The 11,373-nt window shown below is 64.2% G+C and carries 12 protein-coding genes and 1 tRNA gene; 7 read left to right on the forward strand and 6 right to left on the reverse strand.

Annotated features, from left to right (window positions below; all coding sequences use genetic code 11):
• Nucleotides 1-37: 37 nt before the first annotated feature.
• The 3 genes from WHT83_RS00705 to WHT83_RS00715 are packed head-to-tail and all read right to left on the reverse strand — an operon-like array spanning nt 38 to nt 2,690.
• On the reverse strand, nt 38-958 hold the full coding sequence (locus WHT83_RS00705) for an HlyC/CorC family transporter (RefSeq protein WP_406872687.1): 921 nt from the start codon (nt 956-958) through the stop codon (nt 38-40).
• A complete protein-coding gene (aroB, locus tag WHT83_RS00710; RefSeq protein WP_318763650.1) occupies nt 955-2,070 on the reverse strand; it encodes a 3-dehydroquinate synthase in 1,116 nt (371 codons plus the stop codon). Before aroB ends, WHT83_RS00705 begins: the two co-directional genes overlap by 4 nt.
• The gene (locus WHT83_RS00715) at nt 2,067-2,690 is read right to left on the reverse strand and encodes a shikimate kinase (RefSeq protein ID WP_183262488.1); all 624 of its coding nucleotides are present in this window, start codon (nt 2,688-2,690) and stop codon (nt 2,067-2,069) included. The genes aroB and WHT83_RS00715 overlap by 4 nt, the downstream gene beginning before the upstream one ends.
• A 132-nt stretch (nt 2,691-2,822) precedes the next feature.
• Between WHT83_RS00715 and WHT83_RS00720 the strand changes: the two genes are divergently transcribed.
• The 5 genes from WHT83_RS00720 to WHT83_RS00740 all read left to right on the forward strand — a co-directional run bounded on the left by WHT83_RS00720 (nt 2,823) and on the right by WHT83_RS00740 (nt 6,651).
• Complete coding sequence (locus WHT83_RS00720; RefSeq protein WP_055973301.1) at nt 2,823-2,972, forward strand: hypothetical protein; 150 nt, start codon at nt 2,823-2,825, stop codon at nt 2,970-2,972.
• On the forward strand, nt 2,969-3,880 hold the full coding sequence (locus WHT83_RS00725; RefSeq protein WP_318763649.1) for a site-specific tyrosine recombinase XerD: 912 nt from the start codon (nt 2,969-2,971) through the stop codon (nt 3,878-3,880). The genes WHT83_RS00720 and WHT83_RS00725 overlap by 4 nt, the downstream gene beginning before the upstream one ends.
• A 98-nt stretch (nt 3,881-3,978) precedes the next feature.
• Nucleotides 3,979-4,929, forward strand: a complete 951-nt coding sequence (locus tag WHT83_RS00730) for an acetyl-CoA carboxylase carboxyltransferase subunit alpha (protein WP_108606800.1) — start codon at nt 3,979-3,981, stop codon at nt 4,927-4,929.
• Between the two features lie 223 nt (nt 4,930-5,152).
• On the forward strand, nt 5,153-6,412 hold the full coding sequence (locus WHT83_RS00735; protein ID WP_406872688.1) for a murein L,D-transpeptidase family protein: 1,260 nt from the start codon (nt 5,153-5,155) through the stop codon (nt 6,410-6,412).
• A 5-nt stretch (nt 6,413-6,417) separates the two neighbouring features.
• The gene (locus tag WHT83_RS00740; RefSeq protein WP_108606798.1) at nt 6,418-6,651 is read left to right on the forward strand and encodes a sulfurtransferase TusA family protein; all 234 of its coding nucleotides are present in this window, start codon (nt 6,418-6,420) and stop codon (nt 6,649-6,651) included.
• A 293-nt stretch (nt 6,652-6,944) separates the two neighbouring features.
• Here WHT83_RS00740 and WHT83_RS00745 read toward each other — a convergent pair whose 3' ends face one another.
• Nucleotides 6,945-8,057 (reverse strand): CobW family GTP-binding protein, encoded by a 1,113-nt coding sequence (locus WHT83_RS00745; protein WP_406872689.1) that lies wholly within the window; start codon nt 8,055-8,057, stop codon nt 6,945-6,947.
• Nucleotides 8,054-9,205, reverse strand: a complete 1,152-nt coding sequence (locus WHT83_RS00750) for a D-alanyl-D-alanine carboxypeptidase family protein (protein WP_406872690.1) — start codon at nt 9,203-9,205, stop codon at nt 8,054-8,056. Before WHT83_RS00750 ends, WHT83_RS00745 begins: the two co-directional genes overlap by 4 nt.
• 211 nt (nt 9,206-9,416) lie before the next feature.
• On the opposite strand from WHT83_RS00750, the gene WHT83_RS00755 reads away from it, so the two are divergent.
• Both WHT83_RS00755 and WHT83_RS00760 read left to right on the forward strand, forming a co-directional pair.
• Entirely contained in the window at nt 9,417-10,580 is a 1,164-nt protein-coding gene (locus WHT83_RS00755; RefSeq protein WP_183262493.1) for a M20 aminoacylase family protein, read from the forward strand.
• Between the two features lie 107 nt (nt 10,581-10,687).
• Nucleotides 10,688-10,764: transfer RNA gene (locus WHT83_RS00760), tRNA-Arg, on the forward strand.
• A gap of 141 nt (nt 10,765-10,905) precedes the next feature.
• Here WHT83_RS00760 and WHT83_RS00765 read toward each other — a convergent pair.
• The gene (locus tag WHT83_RS00765; protein ID WP_183262494.1) at nt 10,906-11,358 is read right to left on the reverse strand and encodes an urease accessory protein UreE; all 453 of its coding nucleotides are present in this window, start codon (nt 11,356-11,358) and stop codon (nt 10,906-10,908) included.
• Between the last annotated feature and the right edge of the window lie 15 nt (nt 11,359-11,373).

Raw genomic sequence — 11,373 nt, forward strand, 5'->3', positions numbered from 1 at the left:
AAGATAGTACAGAAATGACTATGGTCAATGACTATGGTCAGCGAGGCGTTTGCGTCGCCGGCTGCGGCTCCACCACTGCCGGCCTGATCCTGATCCGCGCCAGCCGGTTCTTGTCGCGCTTCATGACGATGAAGCGCTTGCCGTGGAAGGTAAATGCCTGCTTTTCCTCGGGGATCGACTGGGTCTCGTGAATGACAAGCCCGGCGATCGTCGTCGCCTCGTCGTCGGGCAGGTGCCAGTCCAACGCACGGTTGAGGTCGCGAATCGGCACGGTGCCGTCGACCACAACGGAGCCGTCGGCCTCCTGCTTGACGCCCTGGACGTCGATGTCGTGCTCGTCGGCGATCTCGCCGACGATCTCCTCGATGATGTCTTCGAGCGTCACCAGCCCTTCGACCTCGCCATATTCGTCGACGACGATGGCGAAATGCGCCTTTCGGCGCAAAAAGGCGTTGAGTTGCTCCTGAAGTGTCGTCGTGTCGGGCACGAACCAGGGCTTCGAGGCGACTTTCGGCACGTCGACCCTGCTGTAGTCGCCCTCGACGTCGTTCAGGGCACGCAGCAGATCCTTGGCGTGAACGACGCCGACGATGTTGTCGAGCGAGCCGCGCCACAGCGGCATCCGCGTATATGGGCTCTGCAGGATCTCGCGCACCAGCGCCTCGGATGCGATGTCGGCATTGACCGACCGCATGGCCGTTCTATGGACCATGACGTCGGAGACTTCGAGTTCGTGCAGGTCGAGCAGGCCACCGACCTGGTCGCGGTCCTGCTTCACCACCTGGCCGTCGCGGTGGAATTCGTCGACGGCGCCGCGCAGCTCGTCATGGGCGGAACGCTGCGGCGACAATGCAATCAACTCGTAGCCGAGGGATGCCAACAGGCGGTCGCGGAATACCAGGGCGGCAAGCATCAGCCCCCCGAGAACTGCCGCGGCGATCCAGCCTGCTTCGCTCATCCCGGGTGATTCTCCTTGAGGAAGGACACGACCTCCGAAGCCGGCACGTCCTTGGCGATAAAGGACTGGCCGATTCCGCGCGTCAGGATGAAGGTCAACGCGCCGCGCGACACCTTCTTGTCCTGAGTGATGAAGTTGAACAGCGCATCGGCGTCGGGCAGGCTGCCCGGAATGTCGGCCATGCGCCAAGGCAGGCCGACGTCGCGAAGATGTGCCTCGACGCGCGCCGCATCGTCCGGGCTCGCCAGGTTGAGGCGGGCCGAGAAGCGATGCGCCAGCGCCATGCCGATGGCGACGCCCTCGCCATGGACGAGCCGCGCGCCGTCATAGGCGGTCGCGGCTTCGAGCGCGTGGCCGAAGGTGTGGCCCAGATTGAGCAGTGCACGGTCGCCGGTCTCGAACTCGTCGCGGGCGACGACATCGGCCTTGGCGCGGCAGGATTGGGCGATGGCCTCGATGCGAGCCGGGCCGCCGGAGAAGACCTCCTGCCAGTTGCTTTCCAACCAGGCGAAGAAGTCCGGCCTGTCGATCAGGCCGTATTTGGCGACTTCGGCATAACCGGCGCGGAATTCGCGCAGCGGCAGCGTGTCGAGGGCCGCCGTGTCGGCCAGCACCAGCTTCGGCTGATGGAAGACGCCGATCAGGTTCTTGCCGCGCGGGCTGTTGATGCCCGTCTTGCCGCCGACCGACGAATCGACCTGTGCCAGAAGCGAGGTCGGCATCTGAACGAAATTCATGCCGCGGCGGACGATGCCGGCCGCGAAACCGGTGAGATCGCCGATGACGCCGCCGCCGAGCGCGATCACCGCGTCGCCGCGTTCGAGGCGGGCGGCGATGATCTGGTCGACCACGGTTTCCAGCGAATCGAAGCTTTTCGTCTTTTCGCCCGCTGGGAGCTTGATCACGGCAGGCGGATTGCCGGCAGCGGTGAGGCTTTCGACCAACGGCCCGAGATGGGCAGCGGCGACGTTTTCGTCAGTGACGATGGCCGTGCGCGCCTTTGGCAAGCGTTTCTGGATCAGCTCCGCGCCACGCGCAATCAGGCCCGGGCCGATCAGGATGTCATAGGCGCGGTCGCCAAGCCCGACTTCGACTGTGACGGTGCCTGTCATTCGTGATCCTCCGAGACTTCCGATACGTGTATGCTGCCGGGCACGCCGAGATGGTTGCAAAGCGCTTCGATGACCTCGCTGGCGATCGCTTCCTTGCGGTCGTCGCGCGTCGCCACTGCGAGATCGGCAAGTGCATAGACCGGGTAGCGCTCGTCCATCAGCTTGGCCAGCACGGCGCGTGGGTCGGCGTTCTGCAGCAGTGGCCGGTTCTGCTTCTTGGAAACGCGCTCCATCAGCAGGTCGAGATCGGCCTTGAGCCAGACCGAGACGCCGTGCGCGGCAATGGCCGAACGCGTCTGCGCATTCATGAAGGCGCCGCCGCCGGTCGACAGCACCTGCGGGCCGCTTTCCAGCACCCGGCCGATGACGCGCTGCTCGAGCGCGCGAAACTCGGCTTCGCCGTAGCGTTCGAACAGCTCGGGGATCGTCATCCGCGACACGCTTTCGATCTCGTGGTCGCTGTCGATGAAGCGGAGACCGAGCACCTGGGAGACCTTGCGGCCGATGGCGGTCTTGCCCGCGCCCATCAGACCGACAAAGACGATCGAGCGCGTGCCGAGCCGTTCAAGCAGGGCAGTTGTCGAACCGTCCGGAAATGGAGTCTGCTCGTCGGGTGTCATGGCGTCCCTTTCGCCGGCGTATCGACATGAAAAGCCCCGTTGCGTCAAGCGCAGGGCGCCAAGAGCACCCTTGAATTGCAGGGAACGGCGTCCCATAAGGGCACAGGATAGGACAGACGGGCAAACACATCGATGCCGACACTTTTCCGGTTCCTTGTCACGCTCGCCGTTCTGGCGGGCATCGGCTACGGCGCGATGTTTGCGCTGGTGATGTTCGTCGAGCCCAAGAAGGCCGAAATCACCATCCGCATTCCGCCGGAAAAGCTCGCGCCAAAGCAATGAAAAGCGGCGCGCGCATCGAAGCTTTTCTCGAAATGATGAGCGCCGAGCGCGGTGCCGCCGACAACACCCTGGCCAGCTACCGCCGCGACCTCGAAGACGCCTCCGAACATCTCGGCGGCCGCCTGGCCGACGCAGACGCCGCCGGCATTCGCGGCTATCTCGACGACATCGCCGGCCGCGGCTTCGCCACCACCTCGCAGGCCCGCAAGCTGTCGGCGCTCAGGCAGTTCTTCCGCTTCCTCTATGCCGAAGGGCTGCGCGGCGATGACCCCACCGGCATCCTGGACAGCCCGAAGAAGGACCGGCCGCTGCCCAAGACGATGAGCGAGGGCGAGACCGGACGATTGCTCGACCGTGCGGCGGCGGAAGCGAAAGCTGCCGCCGGCAACGACATGGCTAGCGCAACGCGGATGCACGCGCTGGTAGAAGTGCTCTATGCCACCGGCCTGCGCGTATCGGAACTTGTCAGCCTTCCGCTGACCGTTGCGCTTCGCGACGAACGCTTCTTCGTGGTGCGCGGCAAGGGCGACAAGGACCGCATGGTGCCGCTGTCGGCCAAGGCACGCGAGGCGATGCGGCGTTGGCTGGAAGAACGGAATCGCGATCCGAAACTGGTGGAAAGCCTGTTCCTGTTTCCAGCGGCGTCGGACAGCGGCCACCTGCCCCGCCAGGTTTTTGCCCGCGATCTCAAGGCGCTGGCCGCGCGCGCCGGCATCGCCTCGGCAAAAATATCACCCCATGTGCTGCGCCACGCCTTCGCCAGCCACCTGCTGCAGAATGGCGCCGACCTGCGCGCCGTGCAGCAATTGCTTGGCCATTCCGACATCTCGACCACGCAAATCTACACGCATGTGCTCGAAGAAAGGCTGTTGAAACTGGTCAACGAACATCACCCGCTTGCCGATTAAGGTCCATATCGCTATGTGAGTGCCACGTTCCACTGGCGCGGCGCCGCATTTTTCGTGCCCCGGTGCCTATTCTTTTCAGCGTGGTAGTCCGCTCGCCAATGTACAATTACCTCGATTTCGAAAAACCGGTCCAAGATCTCGAAGGCAAGATCCTCGAGCTCAAGAAACTCGCCGAGAACGGCGAGGCCGTCGATGTTGGCGACGAGATCAAGCGGCTTGAGAAGCGCTCGCGCGATGCGCTGCGCGACGCCTACAAGGCGCTGACCCCGTGGCAGAAGGTCCAGGTCGCGCGCCATCCCGACCGCCCGCATTGCCTCGACTACGTCAGGGCCCTGTTCACCGATTTCACCACTCTCGCCGGCGACCGCAATTTCGGCGAGGATGCCGCCATGGTCGGCGGATTTGCCCGCTTCCGCGGCGAACCCGTGCTGGTGTTGGGCCAGGAAAAGGGTTCCGACACCAAGAGCCGCCTCAAGCACAATTTCGGCTCGGTCCGCCCCGAAGGCTACCGCAAGTCCGTGCGCCTGATGGAAATGGCCGACCGTTTCAAAATTCCTGTCGTCATGCTGGTCGACACGGCAGGCGCCTATCCCGGTGTCGGCGCCGAGGAGCGCGGCCAGGCCGAAGCCATTGCGCGCTCGACCTCGGCCTGCCTCGGCCTCAAGGTGCCGTCGATCGCCGTCGTCATCGGCGAAGGCGGTTCGGGCGGTGCGATCGCCATCGCCACTGCCAACCGCGTCTTCATGCTCGAACACGCGATCTATTCGGTGATCTCGCCGGAAGGCGCGGCTTCCATCCTGTGGCGCGACACGACGCGCTCCAAGGATGCGGCGACCAACATGAAGATCACCGCGCAGGATCTGCTCGGCCTCAAGATCATCGACCAGATCATCGACGAACCGCTTGGCGGCGCGCACCGCAATGCCGAGGCGGTGATTTCGGCCACCGGCGACCTGATCGCCAAGACGTTCAGCGAATTTGCCGGCTCGAACATCGATTTCCGCGAACACCGCCGCGAGAAATACCTGGCCATCGGCCGCAGCCTCTGATTGCGTAAACTGTGGCCTGAATGGGCCACATCACCGTTTCGCCACAAAATTGCCGCCTCGCCGAGTTCAATGAACTTGCCGTGATTTTGCGCGCGTGGGACGGGCCAGGAACTTGCGGTAAGGATTTTTCAAGGTTAACGACCCTAAGGTCGAAGCAGTATCAGGACGGGCCGGCCGAAGGCGTGAATGCGCTGTGGCCGCAAATGAGACGACATTAGCAACGATGATCGCCAATATCGCACGTGCCGGATTGCTTCTCGCCGCTATCGCAGTGGCAGGCTGTTCGGAATCCTCCGTTACGGACTTCGTTCCGCAGCATGCCAACCGGCAGCTGCCGCCCAAGATCCTGGCCGAAATGACGGCCAAGGGCATGAGCCGCAGTTCGCCCGTGCTGGCGCGCGTGTTCAAGGAAGAAGGCAAGCTGGAAGTCTGGAAACAGAAGACCAATGGCCGCTACGACCTGATTGCCAGCTACGACATCTGCAAGATCTCCGGCAAGCTCGGCCCGAAGTTCACCGAGGGCGACCGCCAGTCGCCGGAGGGGTTCTATACCGTACGTCCGGGGCAGATGAACCCGAACTCCAGCTATCACCTCGCCTTCAACATCGGCTATCCCAATACCTATGACCGCGCCAACGGCCGTACCGGCTCGAACCTGATGGTTCACGGCGCCTGCTCGTCGTCTGGCTGCTTCTCGATGACCGATGCGCAGATCGAGGAAATCTATGCCTTCGCGCGCGATGCGTTCAAGGGCGGCCAGACCGAGTTCCAAGTGCAGTCCTATCCGTTCCGGATGACCGCCGCCAACATGGCGCGCTATCGCAGCGACCCGAACTACCAGTTCTGGGCGATGCTCAAGGAAGGCTACGACCACTTCGAGATCACCAAGGTGCCGCCGAAGGTCGACGTCTGCGAAAAGCGCTACATCTTCAATCGCATCCCCGAGGGCGGCGCCACTTTCAACCCGACCGGCGCATGCCCTGCCTACACCCAGCCGCAGGCGCTGCAGACGGCCTATCAGTCCTACAAGACCAAGTATGACAGCGCCTTTGCCAGCGCCAGCGGCGGCGAGGCGCCCAAGCCGACCATCGCCGGCATCAAGGAAGCGGCCATCGTCTCGGACTGGACCAAGAAGCGGGCCCGCGGCGAGCGCGTGCCGATCGAGCCGCCATCCCTGAACCACGACGGCACAGTGACCGTCACCGACCGCATGGGCCGCATCGACTCGGCGGAAGGCCGCCGCATGGCAGCGCTTGACGCCGCCGAGGCCGCCAAGAAAAAAGCTGCCGAGGAAAAGGTCGCTGCCGCAGCTGCAGCCAAGGCCGCCAAGCTGGCCGCCCAGCAGCCGGTGGTAACGGCGACCGTGCCGTCCCCCGAGCCCGTGGCAACCGAAGCACCCGCGCAGGCAGCCCAGGCAGCCCCCGCCGAAGAGGGCGGCGCCGCCAAGCTCAAGAAGAGATTGCTCGGCATGTTCGGCAGCTGAACGGCGTGAGCGAAACCGCCGACATCTACGATCTCAGGGGACTCAATTGCCCCCTGCCCGTGCTGAAGGCCAAGCGGCGCCTAGCCGACATGGCCGTCGGCAGCCAGCTCTGGCTCGAAACCACCGACCCGCTCGCAGTCATCGACATTCCCGCCTTCTGCCAGGACGCCGGGCACAGGCTTGTCGAGACGAAAGCCGTCGAAGGCGGCCATCGCTTCCTGATCGAACGGGCCGGCTGAGCTTCAGGCACTTGCAGTGCCTCCTTCGAGGCTCGCCCGCCAAGGGAATTACTGGCTCTGCCACAGCATTGCGGGCTCGTTCCTCAGGATGAGGACCGTGTCGACCCAGCCAGCCCTACTCCAGAGATGCTAAGCGCTTTGTGAATCCGCTGCAGTTGGATCAACCGCCGGTGCATGAACAAACGCAACGGTCCTCATCCTGAGGTGCGAGCCCACTATGGCATTGAAGAGATGGAAGCAAATGCCGGCGGGCGAGCTCAAAGGAAGCACGCCGCAGCCGATAGACCCGGATCCTACCGGCCGGCGATGGCCAGCGGGTTGTTTTCCATCGCCTCGCGGTCGGGCGTGTCGATCGCCGGCTTGTTGACGAAGGCCGCAAACAGCCGCACGACATAATCCTGCGGCAAGTCGATGCCGATCAGCACCAGCCGGGTGCCGCGAACCGCATCCGGCCAAGCCGGCAGGCGTGCCGGCGGATGCAGCATCTTCTGCACGCCATGGATGACCAGCGGCCGCAACGGGTCCTCGGCCAGCTCGACGATGCCCTTGATACGCAAAAGCTTGTCGCCCTGGGTCGACAGCAGCAGGTCGAGGAACATCTCGACCGTCGAAAACGGCAGCGCGCCGGCATGGACCAGCGAAAACGACCCGACGCGGGCATCATGGCGATGCGCGTGGTCGTGATGATGGTGATGATCGTCGCCGTCGTGGTGATGGTGGTGGTCACCGTCCGCCGCCTCGCCGAGCCAGCGACGCACGTCGGCGGTCTTGGTCGTGGGATCGTAAAGCCCGCATTGCAGCAGGCGAGCCACGGCAGCACCTTCCACTTCGCGGATTTCGGCACCCGGATTGATGCGGGTTAGCCGCGCCTTGAGCGCGTCGAGCCAGTCGGCGTCGTCGACGAGGTCGGACTTGGTAAGCACGATGCGATCGGCGACCGCCACCTGCTTGACCGCCTCGACATGGGCGTCGAGCGTCACCGAGCCGTTGACCGCGTCGACGAGTGAAATGACGCCGTCGAGCCGGAAGGCATGGATCAGCGCCGGATGGCCCATGATCGACTGCAGCACCGGCACCGGATCGGCAAGCCCGGTGGTTTCGATCACCACGCGTGCAAGACGCTGGATGCGTCCGGTCTGCAGGCGGTCGACCAGATCGGCCAGCGTATCGACCAGTTCGCCGCGCACGGTGCAGCACAGGCAACCGTCGGACAGCTCGATGATGCCGTCCGAAGCCTTTTCGACCAGCAGGTGGTCGATCGCGACATCGCCGAACTCATTGATGATGACGGCCGTGTCGGCAAGCTCCGGGTCTTTCAGCAGCCGGTTGAGCAGCGTTGTCTTGCCCGCGCCGAGAAAGCCGGTCAGCACCGATACGGGGATCGGAAAGGCCGCCTGCTGGTTCACGACCGGGCCTGGACGTTGCCGGAAACGAGCGGCGCGGCACCTGTGGGCGCCGGCATGTCGGGACGCCAGGTCGGCAGCGGCACGTCGGCATAGTCGACAAGGTCGCGCCCGCCGAGCGCCTTGGGCTTCGGCCCGGTGGCGCCGCCCAGGCTGACCGTCACCCAGTTCCGCGGGCGCGTCATTTCGGGAATGATCGAGACCTTTTCGGGCGCTGCACCCGCTTCCGTCGGCACAGGTCCGTCGGAGGCCACATGCTTGGACTTTTTCGAGCAGACCTCTTCGCGCATGTTGGTCGCCACGTCGCGGCTGTCGCCATAGGGCGCCAGCCCGGTGACACTCACCGAACTTCCGGAACGGCTGAAGCCGTTCTGCAGCAGCTTGGCGGCTTCTTCGGCACGGTCGTCGGGCGAGGTCGCGCCCAGAACGATCGCGGCGAGCGTCCTGCCGTCGCGGTTGGCCGAAGCGACCAGGTTGAAGCCGGATTCGCAGACGAAGCCGGTCTTCATGCCGTCGGTGCCCGGAAAGCGCCCGACCAGCGGATTGAAATTCTTGAGCTTCGCCTTGCCGGCGATGATGCCTTCGATATCGAAATAGGAGGCATATTGCGGATATTCGAGACGGATTGCCCGCACCAGGATCGCGAGGTCGCGCGCGGTCGTGTACTGGTCGGGATCATGCAGGCCGTTGGCGTTGACCCAGTGGCTGCCCGACATGCCCAAGCGCTGCGCCTCGGCGTTCATGCGCGCCGCAAAGGCCTCGGTCGTGCCGCCGACATTCTCGCCGATGGCAGCCGCGACGTCGTTGGCCGACTTGACCATGATGATCTTCAGCGCGTTGTCGAGGGTCAGCACCGAGCCCGGCTTGTAACCCATCTTGGCCGGCGGGAAGGCCGCCGCCTTCTTGCTGATCCGGATCGGCGAATTGAGCGCCAGTTCGCCCGCCTGGACCGCGCGGAACGCCGTGTAGGCGGTCATCAGCTTGGTCAGCGACGCCGGATGCCAGCGCTGAAACGCGTCCTGATGCTCGATCACGGCGCCCGAATTGACATCGAAAAGCATCGCCGGATTGGCGGCAGCCGGGACGGCGCCCAGCGCGGTTGCGGCCGCAAGACCGAGGAGCATGCTTTTGACGAACTGCATCTTCATCATCAAATCCGAAATCGCCTCTTGCCGACCATAGCCGGCCGTCCATAAGATTTCCGTAAACCGGGATGGCAACGCGCTGGCCGGTACCAAAGACCATGGCCACGGCGTCGCCGCTGCTGCTAAATAACGTATGTGACGCCAAGATGGCAGAGCTTGCGCGATCACAATTGCGAATCCGGACCCTTGGTCCAACAAACAGGAAGTCGAGACCAAAATGCCGATCCTGAACCGAGCCGCCGAAATGCAGGAAGAGATCGCCGGCTGGCGCCGCCACCTGCACCAGAAGCCGGAGCTGAATTTCGACGTGTTCGAGACCGCCGACTTCGTCGTGGGCAAGCTCAAGGAATTCGGCTGCGACGAAATCGTCACCGGGCTTGGCAAGACCGGCGTCGTCGGCATCATCAAGGGCGGCCTTGGCACAGGCGGCACGATCGGCCTGCGCGCCGACATGGATGCGCTGCCGATCGAGGAGATCACCGGCAAGCCTTATGCCTCGACGGTACCGGGCAAGATGCATGCCTGCGGCCATGACGGCCACACCGCCATGCTGCTCGGAGCTGCGAAATATCTGGCGGAGACGCGCAACTTCGCCGGCTCCGTCGCCGTCATCTTCCAGCCCGCCGAAGAAGGCGGCGGCGGCGGCAACGAGATGGTCAAGGACGGCATGATGGAGCGCTTCGCGATCCAGAAGGTGTTCGGCATGCACAACATGCCGAGCCTGCCGGTCGGCCAGTTCGCCATCCGCCCGGGCGCCATCATGGCGGCGACCGCCGAATTCACCATCACCGTCACCGGCAAGGGCGGCCATGCCGCGATCCCGCACCGCGCCATCGACCCCATCGTCGCCGGCAGCCAGCTGGTCGCGGCGCTGCAGACCATCGCCTCGCGCTCGACCGACCCGGCCGAGGCGATCGTCGTTTCGGTGACCAAGTTCATCGCCGGCTCTGCCTATAACGTCATTCCCGAGCACGCGATGCTCGCCGGCACGGTGCGCACGCTGAAGAAGGAAGTGGCCAAGCTCGCCGAAGCGCGCATGAACGCGATCTGCCGCGGTGTGGCCGAGACGACAGGCACCGAGATCAAGCTCGACTACGACGCCAACTACCCCGTCACCGTCAACCACCCCGAAGAGACGGTGTTTGCCGGCGATGTCGCCGCAACAGTGGCCGGCGAGCCGCAGGTGCACCGGGCGATCCAGCCGCTGATGGGCGGCGAGGACTTTTCCTACATGCTGGAAGCACGCCCTGGCGCCTTCATCTTCATCGGCAACGGCGACAGCGCCAACCTGCATCACCCCGCCTACGACTTCAACGACGAGGTCATCCCCCACGGTGTCAGCTACTGGGTGCGGCTGGCCGAGACGGCGCTCGCCGCCTGACGAAAATCGGAGGCGGCAACGGCGCGACAGAGGTTTTGCCGCTGCCGCTGATGTTCGGCAAAAACCGTTGGCGAATCCGCCGGAAGCCGCTATGTGTGCAGCCGAGTGGTCCCGTAGCTCAGTAGGATAGAGCGGCAGATTCCTAATCTGTAGGTCACAGGTTCGATTCCTGTCGGGATCACCATGCTGTTCAAGCACTTATCGAACCGCCGCAATCCTTCTTTGCGAATTGGCACGGCAACCTTTGCGCGGGCGCGGCTGGTGTCGCGCGCGAGAACAGATGTCCCAGGGCGCAATCCACCCGCATTTCCTCGCAGGCTGACCATCATTTGTCTTCGCCGAGGAAAACAACGTCGCCACGGCCGAGCACATGGTTGAGGCGGTCCAGAACGTGGCCGGATCCAAGTTCGCCGACGACGTAGAGATGGTCGCCTTCGAAACGCACCGGCCAATGCATGTTGCCGGCGCAGTATCCGAGCTCGATTCCCGCCGCGGCATCGACCGCCTTGAAGATCAGCCACCTCTCAGGCTCCGCCCGGACGACGATGGCGCGCTTGTCCTCGAGCAACAGCACCGCGCCGTCGACAAGCCGCTGCGTGCGCGGCAGGGAGATCGCGCAGAGCGTGCCTCGGTCTGTTGTCACCGACAGGCGCCGTCGGGCAATTTCGGCGGTGTCGAGCATGATGAACTCGACACGGCCTTCGTGATCCAGCAGATGGAGCCGGGCGCTCAACTGCTGGTCAGCCGCCAATCCGACAATGGAATTCAGCTTCAACATTCGACATCCCCCTGG

Source organism: Aminobacter sp. P9b (assembly GCF_045345995.1).
Lineage (GTDB): Bacteria > Pseudomonadota > Alphaproteobacteria > Rhizobiales > Rhizobiaceae > Aminobacter > Aminobacter niigataensis.